At 69.2% G+C, this 25,568-nt stretch carries 25 protein-coding genes; 12 read left to right on the top strand and 13 right to left on the bottom strand.

What is annotated here, in order from left to right:
- Positions 1-22: 22 nt before the first annotated feature.
- From fabF to fasR, 5 genes are all read right to left on the bottom strand, one after another.
- Positions 23-1,294 (bottom strand): beta-ketoacyl-ACP synthase II, encoded by a 1,272-nt coding sequence (gene fabF / locus ACFQ6S_RS17735; RefSeq protein ID WP_383409937.1) that lies wholly within the window; start codon positions 1,292-1,294, stop codon positions 23-25.
- Between the two features lie 85 nt (positions 1,295-1,379).
- Entirely contained in the window at positions 1,380-1,628 is a 249-nt protein-coding gene (locus ACFQ6S_RS17730) for an acyl carrier protein (RefSeq protein ID WP_004001566.1), read from the bottom strand.
- Positions 1,629-1,732: 104 nt separating this feature from the next.
- On the bottom strand, positions 1,733-2,764 hold the full coding sequence (locus ACFQ6S_RS17725) for a ketoacyl-ACP synthase III (RefSeq protein ID WP_383409933.1): 1,032 nt from the start codon (positions 2,762-2,764) through the stop codon (positions 1,733-1,735).
- A gap of 15 nt (positions 2,765-2,779) precedes the next feature.
- Positions 2,780-3,715, bottom strand: a complete 936-nt coding sequence (locus ACFQ6S_RS17720) for an ACP S-malonyltransferase (RefSeq protein ID WP_383409930.1) — start codon at positions 3,713-3,715, stop codon at positions 2,780-2,782.
- Between the two features lie 89 nt (positions 3,716-3,804).
- Positions 3,805-5,010 (bottom strand): fatty acid biosynthesis transcriptional regulator FasR, encoded by a 1,206-nt coding sequence (gene fasR / locus ACFQ6S_RS17715; RefSeq protein ID WP_383409927.1) that lies wholly within the window; start codon positions 5,008-5,010, stop codon positions 3,805-3,807.
- A gap of 87 nt (positions 5,011-5,097) precedes the next feature.
- Between fasR and ACFQ6S_RS17710 the strand changes: the two genes are divergently transcribed.
- Together ACFQ6S_RS17710 and ACFQ6S_RS17705 are read left to right on the top strand one after the other, a co-directional pair.
- A complete protein-coding gene (locus ACFQ6S_RS17710; protein WP_383411268.1) occupies positions 5,098-5,757 on the top strand; it encodes a pirin family protein in 660 nt (219 codons plus the stop codon).
- A gap of 76 nt (positions 5,758-5,833) precedes the next feature.
- Positions 5,834-8,095: an MMPL family transporter gene (locus ACFQ6S_RS17705; RefSeq protein ID WP_383409925.1), complete on the top strand. Its 2,262-nt coding sequence runs from the start codon at positions 5,834-5,836 to the stop codon at positions 8,093-8,095.
- Here the strand turns inward: ACFQ6S_RS17705 and ACFQ6S_RS17700 are convergent.
- Together ACFQ6S_RS17700 and ACFQ6S_RS17695 are read right to left on the bottom strand one after the other, a co-directional pair.
- Positions 8,067-8,882, bottom strand: coding sequence for a serine hydrolase domain-containing protein (locus tag ACFQ6S_RS17700; RefSeq protein ID WP_383409923.1), 816 nt, complete (start codon positions 8,880-8,882; stop codon positions 8,067-8,069). The genes ACFQ6S_RS17705 and ACFQ6S_RS17700 overlap by 29 nt on opposite strands.
- Positions 8,883-8,901: 19 nt before the next feature.
- Entirely contained in the window at positions 8,902-9,372 is a 471-nt protein-coding gene (locus ACFQ6S_RS17695) for a GNAT family N-acetyltransferase (protein ID WP_383409921.1), read from the bottom strand.
- Positions 9,373-9,469: 97 nt separating this feature from the next.
- On the opposite strand from ACFQ6S_RS17695, the gene ACFQ6S_RS17690 reads away from it, so the two are divergent.
- Together ACFQ6S_RS17690 and ACFQ6S_RS17685 are read left to right on the top strand one after the other, a co-directional pair.
- A complete protein-coding gene (locus tag ACFQ6S_RS17690; protein WP_383409918.1) occupies positions 9,470-9,943 on the top strand; it encodes a MerR family transcriptional regulator in 474 nt (157 codons plus the stop codon).
- Positions 9,940-10,953, top strand: a complete 1,014-nt coding sequence (locus tag ACFQ6S_RS17685) for an aldo/keto reductase (protein ID WP_383409915.1) — start codon at positions 9,940-9,942, stop codon at positions 10,951-10,953. The genes ACFQ6S_RS17690 and ACFQ6S_RS17685 overlap by 4 nt, the downstream gene beginning before the upstream one ends.
- Before the next feature lie 7 nt (positions 10,954-10,960).
- Here the strand turns inward: ACFQ6S_RS17685 and ACFQ6S_RS17680 are convergent, their stop codons facing one another.
- The 3 genes from ACFQ6S_RS17680 to ACFQ6S_RS17670 form a co-directional block, all read right to left on the bottom strand.
- Complete coding sequence (locus ACFQ6S_RS17680) at positions 10,961-11,821, bottom strand: DUF4429 domain-containing protein (RefSeq protein ID WP_383411265.1); 861 nt, start codon at positions 11,819-11,821, stop codon at positions 10,961-10,963.
- 57 nt (positions 11,822-11,878) lie between these two features.
- Complete coding sequence (locus tag ACFQ6S_RS17675; protein WP_383409913.1) at positions 11,879-13,096, bottom strand: alpha/beta hydrolase; 1,218 nt, start codon at positions 13,094-13,096, stop codon at positions 11,879-11,881.
- A gap of 93 nt (positions 13,097-13,189) precedes the next feature.
- Entirely contained in the window at positions 13,190-13,816 is a 627-nt protein-coding gene (locus tag ACFQ6S_RS17670; protein WP_383409911.1) for a TetR family transcriptional regulator, read from the bottom strand.
- Positions 13,817-13,882: 66 nt separating this feature from the next.
- On the opposite strand from ACFQ6S_RS17670, the gene ACFQ6S_RS17665 reads away from it, so the two are divergent.
- Positions 13,883-15,502: an MFS transporter gene (locus ACFQ6S_RS17665; protein WP_383409909.1), complete on the top strand. Its 1,620-nt coding sequence runs from the start codon at positions 13,883-13,885 to the stop codon at positions 15,500-15,502.
- A 239-nt stretch (positions 15,503-15,741) separates the two neighbouring features.
- Positions 15,742-16,047: a small hydrophobic protein gene (locus ACFQ6S_RS17660; RefSeq protein ID WP_383409907.1), complete on the top strand. Its 306-nt coding sequence runs from the start codon at positions 15,742-15,744 to the stop codon at positions 16,045-16,047.
- A 109-nt stretch (positions 16,048-16,156) separates the two neighbouring features.
- Here ACFQ6S_RS17660 and ACFQ6S_RS17655 read toward each other — a convergent pair whose 3' ends face one another.
- Both ACFQ6S_RS17655 and aceE read right to left on the bottom strand, forming a co-directional pair.
- Positions 16,157-16,981 (bottom strand): potassium channel family protein, encoded by an 825-nt coding sequence (locus tag ACFQ6S_RS17655; RefSeq protein ID WP_383409904.1) that lies wholly within the window; start codon positions 16,979-16,981, stop codon positions 16,157-16,159.
- An 87-nt stretch (positions 16,982-17,068) separates the two neighbouring features.
- Positions 17,069-19,816 carry a pyruvate dehydrogenase (acetyl-transferring), homodimeric type gene (gene aceE / locus ACFQ6S_RS17650; protein WP_383409901.1) on the bottom strand — a complete coding sequence of 916 codons (2,748 nt, stop codon included), beginning with the start codon at positions 19,814-19,816 and terminating at the stop codon, positions 17,069-17,071.
- A 354-nt stretch (positions 19,817-20,170) separates the two neighbouring features.
- Between aceE and ACFQ6S_RS17645 the strand changes: the two genes are divergently transcribed.
- From ACFQ6S_RS17645 to ACFQ6S_RS17620, 6 genes are all read left to right on the top strand, one after another.
- Entirely contained in the window at positions 20,171-20,605 is a 435-nt protein-coding gene (locus ACFQ6S_RS17645; protein WP_383409898.1) for a DUF3052 domain-containing protein, read from the top strand.
- 120 nt (positions 20,606-20,725) lie between these two features.
- A complete protein-coding gene (locus ACFQ6S_RS17640) occupies positions 20,726-21,184 on the top strand; it encodes a peroxiredoxin (RefSeq protein WP_383409895.1) in 459 nt (152 codons plus the stop codon).
- A 138-nt stretch (positions 21,185-21,322) separates the two neighbouring features.
- On the top strand, positions 21,323-21,898 hold the full coding sequence (locus tag ACFQ6S_RS17635; RefSeq protein WP_383409892.1) for a TerD family protein: 576 nt from the start codon (positions 21,323-21,325) through the stop codon (positions 21,896-21,898).
- A 123-nt stretch (positions 21,899-22,021) separates the two neighbouring features.
- The gene (locus tag ACFQ6S_RS17630) at positions 22,022-22,597 is read left to right on the top strand and encodes a TerD family protein (RefSeq protein ID WP_383409890.1); all 576 of its coding nucleotides are present in this window, start codon (positions 22,022-22,024) and stop codon (positions 22,595-22,597) included.
- Positions 22,598-22,723: 126 nt separating this feature from the next.
- On the top strand, positions 22,724-23,872 hold the full coding sequence (locus ACFQ6S_RS17625; RefSeq protein WP_383409888.1) for a DUF475 domain-containing protein: 1,149 nt from the start codon (positions 22,724-22,726) through the stop codon (positions 23,870-23,872).
- Between the two features lie 101 nt (positions 23,873-23,973).
- Positions 23,974-24,711 carry a Tellurium resistance gene (locus ACFQ6S_RS17620; protein ID WP_383409885.1) on the top strand — a complete coding sequence of 246 codons (738 nt, stop codon included), beginning with the start codon at positions 23,974-23,976 and terminating at the stop codon, positions 24,709-24,711.
- 38 nt (positions 24,712-24,749) lie between these two features.
- Here the strand turns inward: ACFQ6S_RS17620 and ACFQ6S_RS17615 are convergent, their stop codons facing one another.
- Positions 24,750-25,553 (bottom strand): TerD family protein, encoded by an 804-nt coding sequence (locus ACFQ6S_RS17615; protein ID WP_383409883.1) that lies wholly within the window; start codon positions 25,551-25,553, stop codon positions 24,750-24,752.
- Positions 25,554-25,568 lie beyond the last annotated feature (15 nt).

Below are 25,568 nucleotides of genomic sequence, written 5' to 3'. Positions count from 1 at the left end.
TTCACGTACGTACGGATGCTTCTCAGATCGTCCTGAACGCCAGCACCACGTTGTGCCCGCCGAAGCCGAACGAGTCGTTCAGCGCGGCGATACGGCCCTCGACGGGCAGCTTGCGCGCCTCACCGCGGACCACGTCCGCGTTCGCCTCGGCCTCGGGGTCGAGGTTCTCGACGTTGATGGTCGGGGGAGCGACCCGGTGGTACAGCGCGAGCACCGTCGCCACGGTCTCGACACCACCGGCACCGCCCAGCAGATGCCCGGTCATCGACTTCGTCGCGGACACCGCCATGTGGTCGGCGTCGTCGCCGAACACCTTCCGCAGCGCCTTCAGCTCCGCGATGTCACCGGCCGGCGTCGACGTCGCGTGCGCGTTGACGTGCACGATCTCCGCCGGGTTCAGGTCGTTGCGCTCCAGCAGGTTCTGCAGCGCCTGCGAGATGCCCCGGCCCTCGGGCTCGGGCTGCACGATGTCGTGGGCGTCGGCGGAGATGCCCTGGCCGACCGCCTCGGCGTACACACGGGCGCCGCGCCGCGCGGCGTGCTCGGCGGACTCCAGGACGACCACGCCGGCGCCCTCGCCGAGGACGAAGCCGTCGCGCGCGACGTCGTAGGGACGCGACGCGCCCTGCGGGTCGTCGTTGTTCTTGGACATCGCCATCATGTTGCCGAACGCGGCGATCGGCAGCGGATGGATCGCCGCCTCCGTGCCACCCGCGACGACGACGTCGGCACGGCCCGTACGGATCATCTCGATGGCGTAGCCGATGGCCTCGGCACCCGACGCGCACGCCGAGACCGGCGTGTGCACGCCCGCACGGGCGCCCACGGCCAGACCCACGTTGGCGGAGGGGCTGTTCGGCATCAGCATGGGGACGGTGTGCGGGGAGACGCGGCGGACGCCCTTCTCCTTGAGCACGTCGTACTGGTCGAGCAGCGTCGTCACGCCGCCGATACCGGAAGCGATGACGGCACCCAGACGGTCAGGGTCGATGTTCGGGTCCTCGCCGGCCTTGGCCTCGAACCCGGCGTCCTTCCAGGCCTCCTGAGCCGCGATCAGCGCGAACTGCGCCGAGCGGTCCAGTCGGCGGGCCTGCGGCCGCGGGATGACTTCGGTCGGCTCCACGGCGACCGGCGCGGCGATACGGACCGCCTGCTCGGCGGCCCACTCCTGCTCCAGGGGCTTGACACCGGACTTGCCGGCGATCAGGCCCTCCCAGGTAGAGGCTGCGTCGCCACCCAGCGGTGTGGTTGCGCCGATACCGGTGACGACCACGGTGCGATTGGTCGAGCTCACGGGAATTCTTTCTCCAACGGATACGAGGATTCAGCGGCGCCACCGCCGGGTGGCGGGGCAGTCAGCCCAGAGGCCTGATCGGTGATCAGCCCTGGTGCTTGAGGATGTAGTCGGTCGCGTCACCGACGGTCTTGAGGTTCTTGACGTCCTCGTCGGGGATCTTGACGTCGAAGCGCTCTTCGGCGGCGACGACGACCTCGACCATGGACAGCGAGTCGACGTCCAGGTCGTCGGTGAAGGACTTGTCCAGCTGGACGTCCTCAACCGGGATGCCGGCGATCTCGTTCACGATGTCGGCGAGACCGGCGACGATCTCTTCCTGAGTGGCGGCCATCTTGGCGCTCCTTCGTAGATATCTCAGAGGGTTTGGCGCCCGCCGCGGCAGCGGCAGGTGGTGCGTTTCTTCCGTGCCGGATCGCATGATCCGGCACGGAGTGCCTAGGGGAGAGTAACGACCGTGGCGGCGTATACGAGACCCGCCCCGAATCCGATGACTAGTGCGGTGTCGCCGCTCTTCGCCTCGCCGGTCGCCAGGAGCCGCTCCATCGCGAGCGGGATCGAGGCGGCCGAGGTGTTGCCGGTGGTGCGCACGTCGCGGGCGACCGTGACGTGCTGCGGCAGCTTGAGTGTCTTCACCATCGAGTCGATGATCCGCTCGTTGGCCTGGTGCGGGATGAAGACGTCCAGGTCGTCCGGGCTGATTCCGGCCGCGTCCAGCGCCTGCTGGGCGACCTTCGCCATCTCGAACACGGCCCAGCGGAAGACCGCCTGGCCCTCCTGCGTGATCGCGGGGAACTTCACGTTGCCCTCGCTGTCCAGCGGGAGCTTGGAGAGATCGCCGATCCGGTACTGGTCCCACGGCACCGTCTGCTTGATCGTCTCGGACTTGTCGCCCTCGGAACCCCATACGGTCGGGCCGATGTGCGGCTCCTGGGCGGGGCCGACCACGACCGCGCCGGCGCCGTCGCCGAACAGGAAGGCCGTGGCCCGGTCCTCCAGGTCGGTGAGGTCACTCAGCCGCTCCACGCCGATGACGAGGACGTACTCGGCGGAACCCTCGACGATCATGCCCTTGGCGAGCGTCAGGCCGTAGCCGAAGCCCGCGCAGCCGGCCGAGATGTCGAAGGCGGCGGCCTTGTTCGTGCCGAGCTTGTCGGCGATCTCGGTCGCGACGGCCGGGGTCTGCCGGAAGTTCGAGACGGTCGAGACGATCACGCCGCCGATCTGTTCGGCGGAGATCCCGGCGTCGGCGATCGCCTTGCCGGACGCCTCGATCGACATCGCGGCGACGGTCTCCTCGTCGTTCGCCCAGTGCCGCGTCTCGATGCCGGAGCGCGAACGGATCCACTCGTCGGACGAGTCGATCTTCTCCAGGATCACCTCGTTGGGCACGACCCGCGTCGGGCGGTAACCGCCCACACCGAGGATGCGTGCGTACGGGGCGCCCTTGCTGGGCTTCAACTTCGCCATGCTCCGGGCTCCTTGTCAGGCGTGCTCTGCGATGAGCTCGCGAGCAGCGTCCAGGTCGTCGGGGGTCTTGAGCGCCAGGGTCTTCACACCCGGCAGCGCGCGCTTGGCCAGACCGGTCAGCGTGCCACCCGGGCACGCCTCGATCAGGGCCGTGACGCCGAGCTCCTTGAAGGTCTCCATGCACAGGTCCCAGCGGACCGGGTTGGCGACCTGTCCGACGAGGCGCTCCAGCACCTCGGCGCCGCCGGCCACCGTCCCGCCGTCCTTGTTGGAGACGTAGGTGACCTTCGGGTCGCCGGGGACGATCTCCTTGGCGGCCTCGGCCAGCGCGTCGACGGCGGGGCCCATGTGGTGGGTGTGGAAGGCACCGGCGACCTTCAGCGCGACGACCTTGCGCACGCCCTCGGGCTTGTCCTCGTTGAGGGCGGCGAGCTGCTCCATGGTGCCCGCGGCCACGATCTGCCCGGCGCCGTTCATGTTCGCCGGGGTCAGGCCGAGCTTCTCCAGGTGCGCGACGCTGACCTCGGGGTCGCCGCCGAGCAGCGCCGACATGCCGGTCTCGGTGATCGCGGCGGCCTCGGCCATGGCCAGGCCCCGCTTGCGCACGAGGGCCAGCGCGGCGGTGTCGTCGAGGACGCCCGCGTAGACGGCCGCGGTGATCTCACCGACGCTGTGGCCGGCGACGGCACCCGGGGTGCCCGCCGCGTCAGCGGCAAATGGGTAGGCACCGAGTGCCGCGGCGGACAGGAGGCCGGCGGCGACGAGCAGCGGCTGCGCCACGGCGGTGTCCCGGATGGCGTCGGCGTCGGCCTGCGTCCCGTAGTGGGCGAGGTCCAGTCCGATGGCGTCCGACCAGGCACCGAGACGGTCGGCGGCACCGGGCAGTTCGAGCCAGGGGGTCAGGAAGCCGGGCGTCTGGGCGCCCTGGCCGGGAGCGACGAGTACGAGCACTCTCACACTCTCTCTTGGGGACGGGCAGCGCCGCCCGTGGGGACAAGGACGAAGAACACGAGGGGGTTTTGTGGGCCCCCGACAAAAGCCTAGAGCTGGAGATCGCCGTCGACCAGACGCCCCAGGATCAGCGCGATGCGCAAGGTGAACGCGGAGCGTACATCGGACGGCGACCAGCCGGTGACGTCAGTCACACGTCGAAGCCGGTAGCGCACGGTGTTGGGATGCACGAACAGCATCCGCGCGGCGCCCTCCAGACTGCTCGCCTGTTCGAGATAGACGGAGAGCGTCTCCAGAAGAGCCGACCCGGCCTCCTCCAGCGGTCTGTAGATCTCCTCCACCAACTGCTCGCGCGCGCTGGGATCCCCCGCTATGGCGCGCTCCGGGAGCAGATCGTCCGCGAGAACCGGCCGAGGGGCGTCCTGCCAGGCGGTGCACGCCTTGAGCCCGGCCGCCGCGGCCTGCGCGGACCGGGTGGCGGCCAGCAGATCCGGTACGACGGGGCCCGCGACCACGGGTCCGGCGGCGTAAGGCCCGATCAGCGACTTGGCGACGGCGAGCGGGCTGTCGCTGCCGCCCGCGATGACCACGAGCCGGTCCCCGAGCACCCCGGTCAGCACCTGCAGCTTGGCGTGCCGGGCGGCCCGCCGGATGGCCTCGACGGTCAGCTCGCTGTCCCCGTCGGGCGCGGTCCCGAGCACCACGCACACATGCTCGGGCGAGTTCCAGCCGAGCGCCGCGGCCCGCGAGACGGCGCCCTCGTCGGCCTCGCCGCTGAGCACGGCGTTGACCACGAGCGACTCCAGCCGCGCGTCCCAGGCACCGCGTGCCTCGGCGGCCTGGGCGTAGACCTGGGCGGTGGCGAAGGCGATCTCCCGGGCGTAGACCAGCAGCGCCTCGCGCAGCACGTTCTCGTCGCCGGGGGCCGCGACCTCGTCGATGGCCGACTCCATGACCTCGATGGTCGTACGCACCATCTCCACGGTCTGGCGCAGTGTGATGGCACGGGTCAGCTCGCGCGGGGCCGTCCCGAACACATCGGTGGAGATGGCCTGGGGCGCGTCGGGATGCCGGAACCACTCGGTGAAGGCGGCGATACCGGCCTGGGCGACGAGACCGATCCAGGAACGGTTCTCCGGGGGCATCGCCCGGTACCACGGCAGCGTCTCGTCCATCCGCGCGATGGCCTGCGCGGCGAGAGAACCGGAGGACTTCTCGAGCCGCTTCAGGGTCGCGGAGTGGGAATGGACGTCGTGCGCGGCGGCTGGGGACTTTCGGGCTTCGGGTTCGGGCACGGGGACAAGACTGCCTTATCCGGACGCGAGTGCGTGCCGGAGGGTCGCGGGTGAGCTCTCGCAGGTGGGGCTACGGTGGTGCCCGTGATGGACGTACGGCGCGCCGCGGAGCGCTATCCGGGAGGGGATCGGGCCTCGGGCATCGAGTCGCGCCATGCCTTCTCCTTCGGCCCGCACTACGACCCCGGCAACCTTCGCTTCGGCGCGATGATCGCCTGCAACGAGGAGCGGCTCGTGCCCGGCGCCGGCTTCGACGAGCACCCGCACAGCCACACCGAGATCGTGACCTGGGTGGTCGAGGGCGAGCTGACCCACCGCGACTCGACCGGCCACGAGACCCGGGTCGGCCCCGGCGACGTGCAGCGGCTCAGCTCGGCCGGCGGAGTACGGCACGTGGAACGCAACGACGCCGGCACACCGCTGACCTTCGTCCAGACCTGGCTGGCCCCGCTGACGCCGGGCGGCGACCCGGCGTACGAGATCGTCCACGGCATCGCGGACTCCACCCCGTACGCCGTTCCGGAGGCGGGTGTGATGCTCCATGTACGCCGTCTGGCGACGGGGGAGCGGACGGCCGTGCCGGACGGGGCCTATCTGTACGTCCACGTCGTGCGCGGTGAAGTGCACCTGGACGGCGAGGCGCTGGGCGCCGGGGACGCGGCGCGCATCACGGACGCCAAGAACGTGGAGGCCGTGGCGGTGAGCGCGGCGGAGCTGCTGATGTGGGAGATGGCCGGACAGCCGTGAGGCTCGAGATGCCTAAGTGGTCGGGGCATCGTCAAATGGAGGTCTGAAACCCGCCCGGCAGAGAAGAGCCGAGCCCATGGCAAGACGCACGACCGAAGGGGGACGGGGCGGCGCCCCGAAAAAAGGGGGACTGCGACGGCTCGGTGAGTGGTGCGCCCACCACTTCGTGATCGTGATCGTCGCCTGGGTCGTGGCGCTCGGCGTGCTCCAGGCCCTGAACCACATCCACGGCGGGGAGTACTCGGACAACTTCGCCCTGTCCGACGTGCAGTCCGAGGAGGGCCTGGACGTTCTCAAGGAGCACGATCCGCAGGCCGGCGGCTACAGCAGCCAGATCGTCATGCACGACGCCGACAAGTCCCTGACCTCGGTCGGCTCACAGATGTCGACCACCGTCGCCGACCTCCAGAAGCTGCCGCACGTGCTGTCCGCGCAGAACCCGCTGGACGCCACCTCCTCCAAGGTCGGGCCGCTGTCCTCGGACGGGAAGACCGGCTACATCACCATCCGCTTCGACGAGCAGCCCTCCGTCCTCGGCGAGAGCTATCTGAACGGCGTCGACGACGCCGTGGAGCCGCTCAGACAGGCCGGCGTCGACGTCGAGTACGGCGGATCGCTCGGCGAGCTGGCGCGGCCCACCGCCAATGACCGGATCAGCGAGGCGATCGGCTTCGGCGTGGCCATCGTCGTCCTGCTGATCGGCTTCGGCAGTGTGATCGCCGCCGTGACTCCGCTGGTCACCGCGCTGATCGGGGTGGTCGGCGGCCTGGCGTGCCTCGGGCTGCTCGCCATCGCGTTCACCTTCGCCACGGTCTCGCCCACCCTCGCCACGATGATCGGCCTCGGCGTCGGCATCGACTACGCCCTCTTCCTGATCACCCGGCACCGGCAGGGCCTCATCGACGGCGCCGATCCGGTGCACGCCGCCGGTCACGCCGCCGCCACGTCCGGACGCGCGGTACTGGTCTCCGGCACCACGGTGATCGTCGCCCTGATGGGCCTGTGGGTGTCCGGCGTGAGCTTCATCGGCAAACTCGGCGTCGCCGCGGCCGTCACGGTCGTCTCCGCCGTCCTGGGCGCGCTGACCCTGGTCCCGGCCCTGCTGGGGCTGATCGGGCGCAACGTCGACCGCTGGCACGTGCGCAAGCCCATCGCCGAGACCGACGCCGAGGGCGACACCTCCCAGGGCACCTGGCACCGCTACGCCAAGCGCGTCGAGCACCATCCGCTGCGATATCTGTCCGCCGGCATCGTGACCGTCGCGGTGCTGGCCATCCCGGTCTTCTCGATCCAGCTCGGCCACATCGGCGACGGCGCCGACCCCACGTCCTTCACCGACCGGCGGGCGTACGACCTGATGACGGACGCGTTCGGGGCCGGCTCCAACGGGCCGCTCACCATCGTCATCGACCAGACCTCCGTACCCGACTCGCAGCGCTCGGACCTCGCCTCGAAGGCCCAGCAGGCCCTCAACGACGCGTCCGGGACCTCCTTCGTCAGCCCGCTGACGCCGACGCAGGACGGCGACGTCCTGGTCGGCACGGTCTACTCGTCGGTCTCCCCGCAGAACAAGGACACCACCGACCTGACGAACCGGCTCTACGACGACACCCTCCCCGGCGCGTTGTCCGGCACCGACGCCAAGGGCTATGTCACCGGGACCACGGCCGCGCAGGTCGACTTCCGCGACATCGTCGCGAGCCGGCTACCGCTGATCATCGGCGTGGTGGTCGCCCTGGCCTTCCTGATCGTCCTCGCGGTCTTCCGCGGCCTGCTCGTCGCCGTGAAGGCGGCCGTCCTCAACGTCCTGTCGATCGCGGCCTCCTACGGCGTCGTCGTCGCCGTGTTCCAGTGGGGCTGGGGCGGGCCGGCGCTGGGGGTGCACGGCAAGGTGCCCATCGAGAGCTATGTGCCGATGATGATGTTCGCCATCATCTTCGGGCTGAGCATGGACTACGAGATCTTCCTGCTGTCCCGGGTGCACGAGGCGTGGCTGCGCACCGGGGACGCGAAGGACTCGGTCGCCCACGCGCTGGAGATCACCGCGCGCGTGATCACCTGCGCCGCGCTGATCATGGTGAGCGTCTTCGCGGCCTTCATCATCAGCGACAACATCGTCGTCAAGATGCTGGGCCTGGGCCTCGCCGTCAGTGTGCTCATCGACGCCACCGTGGTCCGGCTGCTCATGGTGCCGGCCGTGATGACGCTGCTGGGCAAGCACGCCTGGTGGACGCCCCGGTGGCTGGACAGGATCCTGCCGCACATCGACACCGAGGGAGCGGGCGAGACCCTCGATGCCACGGGCGCGGCTACAGCTCGGCGAGCACCGCGTCAGTGAACGCCGGCCACGCCTCGACCGCCCACGGCCCGAAAGCCCGGTCCGTCAGCGCCACGCAGGCCGCGCGCGCGTCCGGGTCGATCCACAGGAACGTACCCGACTGCCCGAAGTGCCCGAAGGTGCGCGGCGAGGACGCCGAGCCCGTCCAGTGCGGCGACTTGCCGTCGCGGATCTCGAAGCCGAGCCCCCAGTCGTTGGGGTTCTGGTGCCCGTACCCCGGCAGCACGCCCTTCGTCCCCGGGTACTGCACGGTCATCGCCGCGGCGACCGTGCGCGGGTCCAGCAGCCGCGGCGCCTGCACCTCGGTCGCGAACCGCAGCAGGTCCTCGACCGTCGACACCCCGTCCTTCGCCGGGGAGCCCTCCAGCGACGTACCCGTCATGCCCAGCGGCTCCAGCACCGCCTGCCGCAGATACTCTCCGAACGGGATGTCCGTCGCCTTGGCGACATGGTCCCCGAGCTGCTCGAACCCGGCGTTGGAGTACAGCCGCCGCTCCCCGGGCGGGGCCGTCACCCGGTGCTCGTCGAAGGCCAGCCCCGAGGTGTGGGCCAGCAGGTGCCGGACCGTCGACCCCTCGGGCCCGGCCGGCTCGTCGAGCTCGATCGCGCCCTCCTCGTAGGCGACGAGCACCGCGTAGGCGGCCAGCGGCTTGGTGACCGAGGCGAGCGGGAAACGGTGCCCGACGGGGCCGTGTGTACCCACGACCGCGCCGTCCGCCCGGACGACACCCGCCGCCGCGGTGGGCACCGGCCAGTTCTCGATCAGTGCGAGGCTCTGCAGTGACATGCCTGTGAGCCTAAGCCGCTCAGAGCTTCAGAATCATCGTGGGGTCCGGCTTGTGGACGAAGCCGAGGGTGGCGTAGAGCGGCTCGGCCTCCGCGGACGCGGTCAGCATGACCTGCCCGGCGCCCCGCTCGCGGAACCACCCCAGCAGCTCGTCCATGCACGCGCGCGCGTAGCCCCGGCGGCGGGCCCGCGGATCGGTGGCGACGCTGAAGACGTACCCCGTCAGGCCGCGCGGATTGCCGGCCTTCCCGATCCGGTAGTCGATCGTCCCGACGACCAGAGCGGCCAGCGCCCCCGGCAGGTCCGGATGGTCGACCACGAAGGCCGCGAAGTCCCCGTCCGCCTCGCCCAGCTTCGCGTTCAGCGCCGGCAGGGACTCGGTGTGCCAAGCCGTGGACCGGTCTCCGCCGGGCAGCGCGTCGATCATCACCTGGCGCAGCCGCAGCACCTCGGCGGCGTCCTCGGGCAGGGCACGGCGTACGAGACTCATGGCCGGCACGCTAGTCACGGCGATCGCGCGATGTCCCGCGGTTTTCTTACCGTTTCCGCTTGCTTGGAGCGCACTCCAAGGCCATAGCGTGGAGCGCATGACGGTGATGGAGACCACGAGCACCAGGACCGACAGCTGTGCCGCCCCGCCGCATCCGCACCGGCGGCCGGAGGGCCAGGACAGCTACACGATCAGCGAGGTCGTCGCCTTCACCGGCCTGACGGCCCACACCCTGCGCTGGTACGAGCGGATCGGCCTCATGCCGCACGTCGACCGCTCGCACACCGGCCAGCGCCGCTACAGCAACCGGGACCTGGACTGGCTCGACCTCGTCGGCAAGCTGCGGCTGACCGGCATGCCGGTGGCCGACATGGTGCGGTACGCCGAGCTGGTGCGCGAGGGCGACCACACCTTCGGCGAGCGCTTCGAGCTGCTGGAGACGACCCGCCGCGACGTCCTCGCTCGGATCGACGAGCTCCAGGACACGCTGGCCGTGCTCGACCGGAAGATCAGTTTCTACGCGGACGCCGGGCGTCTGTACGAGCAGGAGAAGACGGAGAAGGCCGGATGACGGACAGCAGGATCGCGACCGCACGACTCGGCGAGAACGGCCCCGAGGTCGGCGTCCAGGGCCTCGGCTGCATGGGCATGAGCTTCGCCTACGGCCCCTCGGACGCGGACGAGTCCAGGGCGACCCTGGAACGGGCGCTGGAGCTGGGCGTCACGCTGTACGACACGGCCGACGCGTACGGAGCGGGCGACAACGAGCGGTTCCTCTCCCCGTTCTTCAAGGCGCACCGCGACGAGCTCGTGATCGCCACGAAGTTCGCTCTGGCCATCCACCCGGACGACCCGACGAAGCGGATCATCCGCAACGACACGCCCTACATCCGCCAGTGCGTAGAGGCGAGCCTGAAGCGTCTGGACGTGGAGGCGATCGACCTCTACTACATGCACCGCCGGGACGTGAACGTCCCCATCGAGGAGACCGTCGGCGTCATGGCCGAGCTGGTCCGCGAGGGCAAGGTCAAGCACCTGGGGCTGAGCGAGGTGACGGCGGGCGAACTGCGGGACGCCTGCGCCGTGCACCCGATCGCGGCCGTCCAGTCCGAGTGGTCGCTGTTCAGCCGGGACATCGAGGCGGGCGTGGTCCCGGCGGCCCGCGAACTGGGGGTGACCCTGGTGCCGTACTCCCCGCTGGGCCGCGGTTTCCTCACGGGTTCCTTCGCCAAGGCCGAGGACCTGACGACGGACGACTTCCGCCGCCAGCAGCCCCGCTTCACGGGCGAGAACGCATCGGCCAACGCCGCCCTCCTGGACCCCATCCGCACGGTGGCCGAGACTCACGGGGCGACGCTCGGTCAGATCGCGCTGGCCTGGGTGCAGCAGCGGGCCTCGGTGCACGGCCTGCCGATCGTCCCGATCCCGGGGACGCGCAGGCCGTCGCGGGTGGAGGAGAACCTGGCGGCGACCCGGATCGTGCTGAGCGAGGAGGAGTCGGCGCTGCTGGAGCCGATAGCGGGGAAGGTGTCCGGCGACCGCTACGCGGACATGTCCTTCGCCTCCGCGGGCAGGGAGTAGGGCCGGCCTACAGCTGCGCCAGCAACTCCGCCTTCTTGGAGGAGAACTCCTCGTCCGTCACGAGCCCGGCCTCATGCAGCTCCCCCAGATGACGGATCCTCTCCGCGATGTCGGCCGGATCGCGCCTCGGCGCACCGGCCGGCATCGCGGCGGCCGGCCCGCTCTTGCGGACCGCCGCCAGTACGGCCGCGGCGAACGGCAACGACTCGTGGACCGGCCCGTACCCGAGCCCGAACACCACGGCCGCCGGATCCAGATCCGCCTGCGCCGGCTGTGCGTCCGCCGAGTCCCGCCGCATCAGCCGTAGATGCCCCTCGAACACCTCGGGCGACCGCCACTCGACACCGCTGAGCTCGGCCACCGGAAAGCTCTGGTCCCCCGCCTTCCACTTCGTCGAGGACGCACCGGTCCAAAACCACCTGAACCGGACAATGTTCCCGTCGAAGGACGCCTTCGCGTCATACGCCTTGAACTGCAACGGCACATCGGGCGCACCCACGAGAAAGTCCTCGGCCGGCCCGGACTCCGTCAACTGCTCCCGCAGTTCGTCGGCGTAGTACTCGGCCAGCGTCTCGCGCTCCGCGGGCAGCACCAGCCGATACGGATCGCCGCCTTCCTTCAGCTGCCCGGCCGCCGCGTCCATCAGCGGATCGGCGCCCGGCCGCAGCTCGACGCGCAGTACGACGGTCCCGCGCTTGCCCGTCGTCAGCGTCACTCCGGCGATCGCCTCAAGAGGAACGCGACGTTCCCCAAGCGCCTGGAAGAGCTTAGGTGTTCGAATCCCCCGTTCGTAACGGATGAGCACGGAGTCGGACTCGAACTCCCAGGCGGCATGAAATCCGGCCAGTACGTCACCCATGCGGCTCATCGTATGCGGCACGTGCTCCTCCGTCGCCACCTCGCGCACACCGCAATTCCTGCGCCTCTACGCGCGTCCGGCCGACGCCGTGTCGGACAAACCCACCCGACAGGCCTCGGCATCGTCGGCGCAGCGCACCGAGTCGTATGCGCCAACCCCGATCTCGGCGAAGTTCGCCACGCTGTCCGTGCCCGGTTCGAAATAGCCGCCGTGTCCCTTGGCCTCCCGCGCCGACAGCACCCGCGCCCCGAACACCGACGACACCGGGTCCTCACCGTGACCCAGCCCGCCGACCTCCAGATACGGCACGTCCTGCACCCAGTCGTCCGCGTCCCGCATCGCCCACACGCGCGCGGAGGTGCCCAGCTGTGAGGCCTTCGCCACCCGCATTCCGGGGCTGCCGGCCACCGCTATGTCGGCCACCCGCCCCGGCAGCTCGGACGCGGCGAGGCCGCACAGCACCGAGCCGTAGCTGTGGCAGAACAGGGAGACCGGCGAGCCGCCGGGCAGGCCCCGCACCAGCGCGTTGAGTCGTACGGCACCGCCCGCGGCCCGCATCGCCGTCGCCGAGTCGATGCCGAGTCCGTTCGGCGCGGTGTAGTCGGCCCAGGCGATCACGGCCGTACGCGTCGAGGGGCTGGCCTCGCGCTCGGCCGCGTACAGGGACTGGGCCATGCCGACCGGCGCGGAGTACTTGCGGTTGGTGCGCTGGAAGGTGAGCAGGCTGGTGTCGACGCCGGGGACGACGACCGAGATGCGCTCGGCCCTGGTCAGGTCTCCGAACACCTCGGCGGCCCGCCCCGAGCCCTCCGGGTCGAAGGCGAGGATGTGCCGGTCCTTCTGCATCATCACCTCGAAGCGGTGCATACGACGGCCCGCCTCACGTTGCCCGTCGGGCGTGAGCCTGCTGTCGTGCATGCGTTTGCGCTCGACCTCGCGCGCCTCGTCGAGGGCGATGCGGTTGGCGCGGTAGCGCAGCTCGACGGGGGCGCCGTTCATGTTGCCGACCGCGAGCGGATAGCGCTGCGTGAGCATGCCGCGCTGGTGGTCGCTGAGCGAGGCGAAGAACCGGGCGAGCCGCGTGGGGGAGGAGTCGGCGGCCGGCAGCCGGTGTCCGGCTATGCTGCCGCGCTCCCAGGCGCTGACGGAGGCCTGGAGCGGTGCGGCGCTGCGGTGGTGACGCAGGGCGGTCCAGCCGGTGGTCGCCAGCATCACGAACACCACGGCCAGCGCGAGCAGCGCGCGCCACACGTTCAGTTGCGGGGAGGTGTCGAAGGAAGTCACTGGGAGGACACACTAGGAGAACGAGAGGGTCTCGCGTTAACCAAGTGACAGGCATCACGTTTCGATCACGCCGACCTGAACACGCTGATGACCTCAGTGTGTTCGCCAGCTCTCGCTGAGTGCGGGGCCCACCTGCTCGAGGTGTGAGACGGTCAACGCCCGCATGGCGTCAAGGCTGAAGTCCGCCCCGGTGCTCCACTGACGCTCCGTCAGCCGCATTACTCCGCCGAACACGGCCACCGCCAGCCGGGGCCGCGGATCGGTGTCGATGTCGATTCCCTCACGTTCGGCGAGGATGAGGGCGATGGCCTCCTCGATCTCCACGGACTTGCGCAGATGAGCGGCGAGCAGCACGGGTGTCGACTCGACCACCTGGTACATGCGCAGATACAGCTCGACCGGTGCGACGGCCTCGATCACGTCGTTCAGCGTGTCCCAGCCCTCCAGGACCGCCTGCCGCAGCGCCTCCATGGGGGGCTCGTGCGGCGGACGGGCGCGCACCGCGTCCAAGAAGTGCGCCACCGTCATGTCCTGGAGCGCGAGGGCGGCCTCCTCCTTCCCGGCGAAGTAGCGGAAGAAGGTGCGCTGCGAGACGTCGACGGCCTCGGCGATGTCGTCGACGGTGGTGTGCTCGTAGCCCTGGCTGGTGAAGAGCTCCAGCGCGGTCCGCAGCAGCGCGTCCCGGGTGCGCTGTTTCTTGCGTTCGCGCAGTGTTTCCATGGGTGTCAGTTACCGACTTGTGAATTGGTTTGTCAATTGTCAGCGGCTGTCATTAGCCTCGAACACATGACTAGTCAGACCACCATCGACAAGACGGGGTCGGGGGGCGACGCGCCGGTAGTCCCGTCGGACGCGACACCGGCCAAGGGGTTGCGCGGCCACCCTTGGTTCACTCTCATCACCGTCGCGGTCGGGGTCATGATGGTGGCCCTAGACGGCACCATCGTGGCCATCGCCAACCCGGCCATCCAGAAGGACCTGGGCGCCACCTTCGCCGAGGTCCAGTGGATCACCAACGGCTACTTCCTCGCTCTCGCGGTCTCCCTCATCACCGCCGGCAAGCTCGGCGACCGTTTCGGGCACCGCCAGACCTTCCTGATCGGCGTGATCGGCTTCGCCGCCGCCTCCGGCGCGATCGGGCTGTCCAGCAGCATCGCGGCGGTCGTCACGTTCCGTGTCCTCCAGGGCCTGTTCGGCGCGCTGCTGATGCCGGCCGCGCTCGGCCTGCTGCGCGCGACCTTCCCGGCCGAGAAGCTCAATATGGCCATCGGCATCTGGGGCATGGTCATCGGCGCCTCCACCGCCGGCGGCCCGATCCTCGGCGGCGTCCTCGTCGAGCACGTGAACTGGCAGTCGGTGTTCTTCATCAACGTGCCGGTCGGCATCCTCGCCGTCGTCCTCGGCGTGCTGATCCTGCTCGACCACCGTGCCGAGAACGCCCCGCGCTCCTTCGACGTGCTGGGCATCGCCCTGCTGTCGGCAGCGATGTTCTGCCTGGTCTGGGCCCTGATCAAGGCTCCGGAGTGGGGCTGGGGCGACGGCAAGACGTGGGCCTTCATAGCCGCCTCGGTGATCGGCTTCGTGTTCTTCGCCTTCTGGGAGACGAAGGTCAAGGAGCCGCTGATCCCGCTCGGACTGTTCCGCTCGTTGGCGCTGTCCGCGGGTGTCGTGCTGATGGTCCTCATGGCCATCGCGTTCATGGGCGGCCTGTTCTTCGTGACGTTCTACCTCCAGAACGTCCACGGCATGAGCCCGATCGACGCCGGCCTGCACCTGCTGCCGCTCACCGGCATGATGATCGTCGGATCCCCGCTCGCGGGCGCGATGATCACCAAGCTCGGTCCGCGTGTCCCGCTGGCCGGCGGCATGGCGCTCACCGCGATCGCCATGTACGGCATGTCCACGCTCGAGACGGACACCGGCAGCGGCATCATGTCGCTCTGGTTCGCCCTGCTCGGCCTCGGTCTCGCGCCGGTCATGGTCGGCGCCACCGAGGTCATCGTCGGCAACGCGCCCATGGAGCTGTCCGGTGTGGCCGGCGGGCTCCAGCAGGCCGCGATGCAGATCGGCGGCAGCCTCGGTACGGCCGTCCTGGGCGCCGTCATGGCCTCCAAGGTCGACAGCGACCTCGCCGGCAACTGGGCGGACGCCGGGCTCCCGGCGCTCACCCCGGCGCAGGAGGCCCAGGCCTCCGAGGCGGTCCAGGTCGGCGTGGCACCGGTGGCGCCGGGCACCCCGGACGCCATCGTCGCGAAGATCACGGACGTCGCGCACGACACGTTCATCTCGGGCATGAGCCTCGCGTCCCTCGTCGCCGCGGGTGTGGCGGTCGTGGCCGTCGCGGTCGCGTTCCTCACCAAGCGGGGCGAGAACGCGGAAGCGGGCGCGGGCGCGGCGCACATCTGACGACCGCGGGCTGTACGGGCTCGCAGCAGCTCAAGGGAGGGATCCAGGCGGGAGTTCGCCTATCAGGGTGACAACGCCGAAGATCCCTCCCGTCGGCACTCGCCGCAGCTCACAGTGGGTCAAGCCAGGGCCTGCGGCGCGCTGCCGGAGGGGGTCAGCGCGCCCAGGGCCCGCATACGTGGCATGAACAGCGCACCGTGGGTACCCGCCAAGTCGAACGCCTACTCAGGGAGTTGACAATGGCGGGCTTCGGACACGGTACGCGCAGGCACCCCCGCTCACGTGGCCGCACATGGTCCCGGACCGGGCCGGACAGCGCGACACTGGGGATCATCGGAGCCATCTGCGCGGTCGCCGGATTCTTCGTACTGGGCATCATCCTCGGCCCGGTGGCGATCGCCTGCGGCTGGCTGGCCATGGGCCGAACGTGGTCGGGAGCCCGCCCTGTCCCTGCGTTGGTGGCATTGGTGCTCGGCTCGATCGACACACTGCTGGCGATCATCTGGCTGGCGGGGGCGGCGTCGCCGGGCAACGGGATGCTCTGAGCGGTTCAGGTGAAGCCCGGTGCGGTAGCGCGCCCTGAAGGGGCGCGGGGAGCTGCGCGACCAGCCCCCACCGGCCCGCAGGTTCCTCACCGTGGCCCCAGCGGCGCGCTCAGCGCCCAGGAACCCGGGACTTCGGGTCCGAGGGCGGCAGCGGGTCGTCGGTGGCCGGTCGCGCAGTTCCCCGCGCCGCTGGGGTCGGCACGCTCACGTCGGCCCCCGACAGCGCGGCGACCTCTGCCCGGAGTGCTCTGACCTCCTCCGTGAGCAGCCGTATCGCCTCCGTCTGGCGCCGCTCCTCCACGTCGTCCATCTCGAACCGGGATATGAACCACGCGGCGATGTTCGCGGTCACCACACCCAGCAGGGCGATCCCGGACAGCATCAGCCCCACCGCGAGCATCCGCCCCACGCCCGTGGTCGGCGCATGGTCTCCGTACCCCACGGTCGTCATGGTCGTGAACGACCACCACACCGCGTCACCCAGCGTCTTGATGTTCCCGTTCGGCGAGTCCCGTTCCACGGACAGCACGGCCAGCGACCCGAACATCAGCAGCCCGACGACCGACCCGGCGACATAGGTCGTGAGCCGCACCTGCGAGGCCATCCGGGCCCGCTGCCCGACGAGCAGCAGCGTGGACACGAGCCGCAGCAGCCGCAGCGGCTGGACCAGCGGCAGCACCACCGCGCACAGATCGAGCCAGTGACTGCGCACGAACTCCGCCCGCCGTTCGGCAAGGGCGAGCCGTATGACGTAGTCCAGCGCGAACGCCCCCCACACCACCCACTCCACCGCGAGGCACGCGGCCACCACGTCCCGGCTCGCGTCGGGCTCGACGATCGGCACCGCATAGGCCACGGCGAACGCCAGGGCCAGACCGAACAGGGGCCGTTGGGTATGCCGCTCCCAACGCAGTTGCGCCACCACTTGCTTCATAGCCGCATCGTAGGAAATGTGAAGGGGTGGTGTAGCCCCAGGTCACCCACGGGCACACCACCCCATCGAGCGGTTGACGGACGGCCGTTACGCGTCGCCGCCCGCGGCCCCCGGATCCGCCGCCGACACATCGAGCAGCTGGTAGCGGTCGATCGCCTGCTTCAGTGCCGACCGGTCCACCTTCCCCTCCTTGGCCAGCTCGGTCAGCACGGCCACCACGATCGACTGCGCGTCGATGTGGAAGAACCGGCGGGCCGCGCCCCGGGTGTCCGCGAAGCCGAAGCCGTCGGCGCCCAGCGACTGATACGTCCCCGGCACCCAGCGCGCGATCTGGTCCGGCACCGACCGCATCCAGTCGGAAACCGCCACGAACGGCCCCTCGGCCCCGCTCAGTTTCCGCGTCACCCACGGCACCCGCTGCTCCTCCTCCGGATGCAGCAGGTTGTGCTCCTCGCACTGCACGGCCTCGCGCCGCAGCTCGTTCCAGGAGGTCGCCGACCAGACGTCCGCCTTGACGTTCCACTCCTCGGCGAGGATCTTCTGCGCCTCGACGGCCCACGGCACGGCCACACCGGACGCCATGATCTGCGCCGGGATCGACCCGGACGGGCCCTCGCCGATCCGGTGGACGCCCTTGAGGATGCCCTCGATGTCGACGTCCGCCGGTTCGGCCGGATGCTGGATCGGCTCGTTGTAGACGGTGAGGTAGTAGAAGACGTCCTCGCCGTGCGGGTGCTCCGCGTCGCCGCCGTACATCCGGCGCAGACCGTCCTGCACGATGTGCGCGATCTCGTACGAGTACGCCGGGTCGTAGGCGACACAGCCCGGGTTCGTCGAGGCGAGCAGCTGCGAGTGGCCGTCCGCGTGCTGGAGGCCCTCACCCGTCAGCGTCGTACGGCCGGCCGTCGCGCCCAGCACGAAACCGCGCGCCAGCTGGTCCGACATCTGCCAGAACTGGTCGCCGGTGCGCTGGAAACCGAACATCGAGTAGAAGACGTACACCGGGATCAGCGGCTCGCCGTGCGTGGCGTACGCCGAACCCGCCGCGATCAGGGAGGCCGTGCAGCCCGCCTCGGAGATGCCGTCGTGCAGCATCTGGCCCTGCGGCGACTCCTTGTAGGCGAGCAGCAGCTCGCGGTCGACCGACTCGTACTGCTGGCCGAGCGGGTTGTAGATCTTCGCGCTCGGGAAGAAGGAGTCCATGCCGAACGTGCGGTACTCGTCCGGCGCGATCAGCACGAACCGCCGGCCGATCTCCTTGTCCCGCATGAGGTCCTTGAGGAGCCGGACAAAGGCCATGGTCGTCGCGATGGACTGGTGGCCCGAGCCCTTCTTCACGGTCGCGTACGTCTTGTCGTCCGGCAGCGCCAGCGGCTCGGAGCGCACGACACGCGTCGGGACGTAACCGCCGAGCCCCTTGCGGCGGTCGTGCATGTACTGGATCTCCTCGGAGTCCCGCCCCGGGTGGTAGTACGGCGGGAGCCCGCTCTCCAGGTCCTTGTCGGCGATCGGCAGGTGCAGACGGTCGCGGAAGCGCTTGAGGTCGTCGACCGTCAGCTTCTTCATCTGGTGCGTGGCGTTGCGGCCCTCGAAGTTGGGCCCGAGCGTCCAGCCCTTGATCGTCTTGGCCAGGATCACCGTCGGCTGGCCCTTGTGCGCCTTGGCCGCCGAGAACGCCGCGAAGACCTTCCGGTGGTCGTGACCGCCGCGGCCCAGGTGCAGGACCTGGTCGTCGGTCATGCCCTCGACCATCGCGCGCAGCCGCTGGTCGTCGCCGAAGAAGTGGTCGCGGATGTACGCGCCGGTCTCGGTGGCGTACGTCTGGAACTGGCCGTCCGGCGTGGTGTTCATCCGGTTGACCAGGACGCCGTCACGGTCCTGCGCGAGCAGCGGGTCCCAGGAGCGGTCCCAGATCAGCTTGACGACGTTCCAGCCGGCACCGCGGAAGATCGACTCCAGCTCCTGGATGACCTTGCCGTTGCCCCGCACCGGGCCGTCGAGGCGCTGGAGGTTGCAGTTCACCACGAACGTCAGGTTGTCCAGGCCCTCGCGCGCGGCGATGGACAGCTGGCCGAGCGACTCCGGCTCGTCCATCTCGCCGTCGCCGAGGAACGCCCATACGTGCGACTTGGAGGTGTCCGCGATACCGCGCGCCTCCATGTAGCGGTTCATCCGCGCCTGGTAGATCGCGCCGATCGGGCCGAGGCCCATCGACACGGTCGGGAACTCCCAGAAGTCCGGCATCAGTCGCGGGTGCGGGTAACTCGACAGGCCGTACGGCGCCTTCGACTTCTCCTGGCGGAACCCGTCCAGGTTCTGCTCGCTGAGCCGGTCCAGCAGGAACGCGCGCGCGTAGATGCCCGGGGAGGCGTGGCCCTGGAAGAAGACCTGGTCGCCGCCGTCGCCCTCGTCCTTGCCGCGGAAGAAGTGGTTGAAGCCCACGTCGTAGAGCGAGGCGGAGGAGGCGAACGTGGCGATGTGACCGCCGACGCCGATGCCGGGGCGCTGGGCCCTGGACACCATCACCGCGGCGTTCCACCGGGTGGCGTTGAGGATCTTGCGCTCGATCTCCTCGTTGCCCGGGAAGAACGGCTCGTCCTTGGTGGCGATCGTGTTGACGTAGTCCGTGCTGCGCATCTCGGGCACGGCGACACGCTTCTCACGGGCGCGCTCGATCAGCCGCAGCATCAGATAGCGGGCCCGCTCCCGGCCGCGCTCGTCCACGGCGGCGTCGAGCGAGTCGAGCCACTCCTGGGTTTCCTCGGGATCGAAGTCAGGAACCTGACTCGGAAGGCCGCCAATGATGATCGGGTTGCGATCTGATCCGGAAGCCACGCTGTTCCTTACCTGTCAGAGGGCCGTGTTTCTAAGGGTCTGCACCGCTCCCCATCGTGTACCTCGGGGCGCAAAACGTCATCTCTACTGTTAGGTAACCGGGCGCTTGGTGAACGGCGGAGTGCCCATACATGGTTCCCAAACGCACAAAGGGGGCAGATTGGTGTGGTGCGCGTCACCCTGAGACGATGAGGGCGTGCCTGGAGTTGCGGTGACACGTTCAGGATCGTCACCGTTTCGGCGGTCTGAACGGCCGGGTACTTGCGCGATCCGTCCCGCCCGTGTGGACTACGGCCAATGCTTCGCGCACGCGCGTGGCTGAGTTATTCCCAAAACATGATCAGGAGGCAACCCGTGAGCGCGACCGCGGACCACGCGGAGGAACGGACCCTTGCCGAGAGGCTGGGGTTCCAGCCCGAGCAGGTGGTCCAGGAGATCGGCTACGACGACGACGTAGACCTGGAACTCCGCGAGGCCATTGAGTCAGTAACCGGCACCGAACTCGTGGACGAGGACTACGACGACGTTGCCGATGCCGCGGTGCTGTGGTTCCGCGACGAGGACGGCGACCTGACGGATGCGCTGGTGGACGCCACCACGTACATCGAAGAGGGCGGCGCGATCCTGTTGCTGACGCCGAAGACCGGTCGTGACGGCTACGTGGAGCCCAGCGACATCTCTGAAGCCGCGACCACGGCGGGTCTGTCGGCGTCCAAGAGCGTCAGCGTCGGCAAGGACTGGAGCGGCAGTCGGCTGGTGACGCCCAAGGCCGCCAAGACCAAGAAGTAGAACCGGTGGCAATGCCGGGTCGGGCCGAAATGCCCGGCCCGGCCTCCTGCACGGGCCCGGGGGGTCGCTGCATAGGGTGGGTTCCACCCGAACAGCCCCACCGAAGGGACATCCACGACGATGGCGATCCAGGTCGGCGACAAGGCCCCCGACTTCGAGCTCAAGGACAACCACGGCGCCACCGTGAAGCTCTCCGACTTCCGCGGTTCCCAGAACGTCGTCCTGCTCTTCTACCCCTTCGCCTTCACCGGCGTGTGCACCGGCGAGCTGTGCGAGGTGCGCGACAACCTGCCGCAGTTCTCCGACCGCGACACGCAGGTGCTCGCCGTCTCCAACGACTCCATCCACACCCTGCGCGTCTTCGCCGAGCAGGAGGGTCTGGAGTACCCGCTGCTCAGCGACTTCTGGCCGCACGGCGAGGTCAGCCGCGCCTACGGCGTCTTCGCCGAGGACAAGGGCTGCGCGGTGCGCGGCACCTTCGTCATCGACAAGGAGGGTGTGGTCCGCTGGACCGTCGTCAACGCCCTGCCGGACGCGCGCGACCTCGGCGAGTACGTCAAGGCGCTCGACACCCTCTGATCCCGCTGGTGACCGACACCTGTGATTCTTGGCCACCAAGGCCTGCAAGCCACGGGAACCCGTCACTAGGATCGAGTCGTTGATCCGATATCAAACGCACGGCGGGGCTCCCCGCCCCTGGACACCAATGGAGGACTCGTGGGAGTCAGCCTCAGCAAGGGCGGCAACGTATCACTGAGCAAGGAGGCGCCCGGCCTGACCGCGGTCATCGTCGGTCTGGGATGGGACGTCCGCACCACCACGGGTACGGACTTCGACCTCGACGCCAGCGCGATGCTGCTGAACAACACGGGCAAGGTCGGCAGTGACGCCAACTTCGTGTTCTTCAACAATCTGAAGAGCGCCGACGGCTCGGTCGAGCACACCGGCGACAACCTCACCGGTGAGGGCGAGGGCGACGACGAGCAGATCAAGGTCAACCTCGCGGGCGTCCCGGCCGACGTGGAGAAGATCGTCTTCCCGGTCTCGATCTACGACGCCGAGAACCGCCAGCAGTCCTTCGGCCAGGTGCGCAACGCGTTCATCCGCGTCGTGAACCAGGCCGGCGGCGCCGAGATCGCGCGCTACGACCTCAGCGAGGACGCGTCCACCGAGACCGCGATGGTCTTCGGCGAGCTGTACCGCCACGGTGCGGAGTGGAAGTTCCGCGCCATCGGCCAGGGCTACGCCTCGGGCCTGCGCGGCATCGCGCAGGACTTCGGTGTGAACGTCTGAGTTTCACCATCCCGGACGTGACCGTCCAGGAGATCACTGGCTGAGTCCGGCGCCGTACCGTTTGGGTACGGCGCCGGATGCGCAGGACAACCAAAGAAGCATCACGCGGGGAGGACCAGCATCATGGGCGTCACGCTCGCCAAGGGAGGAAACGTCTCCCTGTCCAAGGCCGCACCCAACCTCACTCAGGTGATGGTCGGGCTCGGCTGGGACGCGCGCTCCACCACCGGAGCCCCCTTCGACCTCGACGCCAGCGCCCTGGTGTGCAGCGGCGGTCGGGTGCTGGGCGATGAGTGGTTCGTCTTCTACAACCAGCTCAAGAGCCCGGACGGCTCGGTGGAGCACACCGGCGACAACCTCACCGGCGAGGGCGACGGCGACGACGAGTCGCTGCTGATCGACCTCTCCAAGGTGCCGGCCCACTGCGACAAGATCGTCTTCCCGGTCTCCATCCACATGGCCGACGAACGCGGCCAGACCTTCGGCCAGGTCAGCAACGCCTTCATCCGGGTGGTGAACCAGGCCGACGGCCAGGAGCTCGCCCGCTACGACCTGAGCGAGGACGCCTCCACCGAGACCGCCATGATCTTCGGCGAGGTCTATCGCTACCAGGGGGAGTGGAAGTTCCGGGCGGTGGGACAGGGGTACGCGTCCGGACTCCGGGGCATCGCACTCGACTTCGGGGTCAACGTCTCATAACGCGATATGAGCAAAACCCGGGCCCCGGTGGGGCACGAAGGGCGGCCGACTAGACTTCGGGTTCAAAGTCTTCGTAAAGCCGAGTGCGGCGCGCGGGAGCCCCGTACACATAGGATTGGGTAGCCAGTGGTTCTGAAAACCTTCGGCTGGTCGTTCGCGGTCACCGCGCTCGGCCTGGTTGCAGCGGTCCTCTTCGGGGGGTGGGAAGCCCTCGGCATCGTGGCGATCCTGTCCGTCCTCGAGATCTCGCTGTCGTTCGACAACGCGGTGGTCAACGCCGGAATCCTGAAGAAGATGAATGCCTTCTGGCAGAAGATCTTCCTCACCGTCGGCATCCTGATCGCCGTGTTCGGTATGCGACTGGTCTTCCCCGTCGTCATCGTCGCCATCACTGCCTCGTTGGGCCCGATCGAGGCGGTCGACCTCGCGCTCAGCGACAAGGACCAGTACCAGCAGCTCGTCACTGACGCCCACCCGGCGATCGCCGCCTTCGGTGGCATGTTCCTGCTGATGATCTTCCTGGACTTCATCTTCGAGGACCGGGACATCAAGTGGCTGGGTTGGCTGGAGCGCCCGCTCGCCAAGCTCGGCAAGGTCGACATGCTGTCGGTCTGCATCGCGCTGATCGTCCTGCTGATCTCCGCCCTGACCTTCGCGGCCAACGCCCACCAGCACGGCGGTGCGCACGTCGACAAGGCGGAGACGGTCCTGCTCTCCGGTATCGGCGGCCTGATCACGTACATGATCGTGGGCGGTCTCTCCGGCTTCTTCGAGGACAAGCTCGAAGAGGAGGAGGAACGCGAGCACGAGGCGGAGGAGGAAGCCGAGCGCAGCGGCAAGCCCCGCTCCGCGGTGGCCCTGGCCGGCAAGGCCGCCTTCTTCATGTTCCTCTACCTCGAGGTCCTGGACGCGTCCTTCTCCTTCGACGGCGTGATCGGCGCCTTCGCCGTCACCAACGACATCGTCCTGATGGCGCTGGGTCTCGGTATCGGCGCGATGTACGTCCGTTCGCTGACCGTGTACCTGGTGCGGCAGGGCACCCTCGACGACTACGTCTACCTGGAGCACGGCGCGCACTACGCGATCGGCGCGCTCGCCATGCTCCTGCTGGTCACCATCCAGTACGAGATCCCCGAGGTCGTCACCGGCCTCATCGGTGTCGCCCTGATCGCCTGGTCCTTCTGGTCCTCGGTCCGCCGCAACCGCGCGCTGGCGGCCGCGGAGGGAAAAGCCGAGGGCTCGGACGAGAAGACTGAGGTCTCGTCCGGGGTGTGACACCCCCGCGGGTGAGGAACGCTCTGTGCGGGGCGGCCGGGCTCCGGCCGCCCCGCCGGTTTTTCCAGTGAACGCAGGTCTGCGTGGGACGTGGGGGCGGAATGGGCTTCTTGGACGGGCTCTGGCGTGGCCGGGCGGCCGACTTCGACTCGGGCAGCGCGTCGTCGAACTCGATCGAGCTGACGAAGCGCCACGACCGGGTCTCTCTCACCAAGCAGGGCGCGGCGACCGGGCATCTGCGGATCAATCTGACCTGGCGGATGCGGACGTCCGACATCGGGGGGTCACAGCGGGAGAGTCTGCTGCGGCACCCCTTCAAGGCGCTCAGGCCACCGGAGGTGCTCGGGCACAGCCAGAGCATGGTCAACGTCGACCTCGACCTCGGGGCGCTGTATGAGCTGACCGACGGGACGAAGGGCGTCGTCCAGCCGCTGGGCGGGTTCCTCGGGGACGTCAACTCGCCGCCGTATGTGAAGCTCAGCGGCGACGACCGGTTCGGGTCGGCGTCCGGGGAGACGATCTACGTCAACCTTGATCACCGGGAGAACATCAAGCGGCTGCTGGTCTTTGTGTACATCTATGACCAGACGCCGGCGTTCGACCGTACGCACGCGATCGTCACGCTCTATCCGAGCAATGGGCCCCGGATCGAGATAGGCCTGGACGAGCGTCACCCCCAGGCCCGGTCCTGTGCGGTGGTGATGATCGAGAACGTGAAGGGGGAGATCTGGGTCCGCCGCGAGGTGAAGTTCGTCTACGGGTTCCAGGCGGAGCTGGACCGGTTGTTCGGGTGGGGACTGCAATGGGGACGTGGCTACAAGACCAAGGCGGAGAAGTAGTCGTCCACTAGCTCGGCGCCCCCGAAGGGGCGCTCCCGTCACCGTCCGATGAATTGCGGGCCCTGTGGCGGCAGGCGGAACTCCTGGGCCGGGCCCGGGGCCGTCACCGGCGGGGGGTAGCCGTAACCCGACTGGGCCATGGCCGGCTGACTGGTCGGCTGGGGGTAGCCGTACGCCGGCTGGGTCGGCGGGGGCTGCTGGGGATAGCCGTAGGACGGCTGGGGCGGGAGTGTGGTCGTCGGCTCTTCCGGGGGCAGTGGCTGGGAGACCTCGGGCGCCGGCGTGGGATCCATGGCCTCCGACTCGTCGACGGAGATGCCGAAGTCCGTGGCCAGGCCCCTGAGGCCGTCCGAGTAGCCCTCGCCCAGCGCGCGGAACTTCCAGCCCTCGCCGCGGCGGTACAGCTCGCCGCAGATCAGGGCCGTCTCCTGGCCGGTCTCCGGCTTGATGTCGAAGTACGCCAGCGGATCACCGTCGGCGGCCGCCGCGTCGTACAGCACGATGCGCAGGTCCCGTACGCGGTCGAAGGCGACGCCGTCCGCCGATGCGACGAGCAGAATCTGACCGACGCCGGACTCGACACCGGCGAGATCTGTCTGGATCGTGTCGGTGAGGCCCTCGGCGTGCCGCTTCTTGCCGAGTCGCCAGACCTTCCCGGAGGGGTGCCGGGGCTGGTTGTAGAAGACGAAGTCCTCGTCGGAGCGCACACGACCGTCGAGACCGAGGAGCAGAGCCGAGGCGTCGACATCCGGGACCCCCTGCCCGGGCGTCCAGTGCAGCACGGCGCGCACCGTGGTGGCTTCGAGTGGGACGTTCGACCCCTTCAACATCGCGTGCGTCATGCGGCAATCCTGCCC

This window comes from Streptomyces sp. NPDC056479 (assembly GCF_042795335.1).
GTDB lineage: Bacteria > Actinomycetota > Actinomycetes > Streptomycetales > Streptomycetaceae > Streptomyces.
Note: the sequence above shows the minus strand (reverse complement) of the source record. Positions and strands in the feature narration are given on the sequence as shown.

Excerpts from the sequence above, each read along its gene's own strand:
- ACFQ6S_RS17730 (WP_004001566.1), bottom strand. The coding sequence starts at position 1,628 with ATGGCCGCCACTCAGGAAGAGATCGTCGCCGGTCTCGCCGACATCGTG.
- ACFQ6S_RS17725 (WP_383409933.1), bottom strand. The coding sequence starts at position 2,764 with ATGGCGAAGTTGAAGCCCAGCAAGGGCGCCCCGTACGCACGCATCCTC.
- ACFQ6S_RS17710 (WP_383411268.1), top strand. The coding sequence starts at position 5,098 with ATGGACGTACGGCGCGCCGCGGAGCGCTATCCGGGAGGGGATCGGGCC.
- ACFQ6S_RS17705 (WP_383409925.1), top strand. The coding sequence starts at position 5,834 with ATGGCAAGACGCACGACCGAAGGGGGACGGGGCGGCGCCCCGAAAAAA.
- ACFQ6S_RS17700 (WP_383409923.1), bottom strand. The coding sequence starts at position 8,882 with ATGTCACTGCAGAGCCTCGCACTGATCGAGAACTGGCCGGTGCCCACC.
- ACFQ6S_RS17695 (WP_383409921.1), bottom strand. The coding sequence starts at position 9,372 with ATGAGTCTCGTACGCCGTGCCCTGCCCGAGGACGCCGCCGAGGTGCTG.
- ACFQ6S_RS17690 (WP_383409918.1), top strand. The coding sequence starts at position 9,470 with ATGACGGTGATGGAGACCACGAGCACCAGGACCGACAGCTGTGCCGCC.
- ACFQ6S_RS17685 (WP_383409915.1), top strand. The coding sequence starts at position 9,940 with ATGACGGACAGCAGGATCGCGACCGCACGACTCGGCGAGAACGGCCCC.
- ACFQ6S_RS17680 (WP_383411265.1), bottom strand. The coding sequence starts at position 11,821 with ATGAGCCGCATGGGTGACGTACTGGCCGGATTTCATGCCGCCTGGGAG.
- ACFQ6S_RS17670 (WP_383409911.1), bottom strand. The coding sequence starts at position 13,816 with ATGGAAACACTGCGCGAACGCAAGAAACAGCGCACCCGGGACGCGCTG.
- ACFQ6S_RS17665 (WP_383409909.1), top strand. The coding sequence starts at position 13,883 with ATGACTAGTCAGACCACCATCGACAAGACGGGGTCGGGGGGCGACGCG.
- ACFQ6S_RS17660 (WP_383409907.1), top strand. The coding sequence starts at position 15,742 with ATGGCGGGCTTCGGACACGGTACGCGCAGGCACCCCCGCTCACGTGGC.
- ACFQ6S_RS17655 (WP_383409904.1), bottom strand. The coding sequence starts at position 16,981 with ATGAAGCAAGTGGTGGCGCAACTGCGTTGGGAGCGGCATACCCAACGG.
- ACFQ6S_RS17640 (WP_383409895.1), top strand. The coding sequence starts at position 20,726 with ATGGCGATCCAGGTCGGCGACAAGGCCCCCGACTTCGAGCTCAAGGAC.
- ACFQ6S_RS17630 (WP_383409890.1), top strand. The coding sequence starts at position 22,022 with ATGGGCGTCACGCTCGCCAAGGGAGGAAACGTCTCCCTGTCCAAGGCC.
- ACFQ6S_RS17620 (WP_383409885.1), top strand. The coding sequence starts at position 23,974 with ATGGGCTTCTTGGACGGGCTCTGGCGTGGCCGGGCGGCCGACTTCGAC.
- ACFQ6S_RS17615 (WP_383409883.1), bottom strand. The coding sequence starts at position 25,553 with ATGACGCACGCGATGTTGAAGGGGTCGAACGTCCCACTCGAAGCCACC.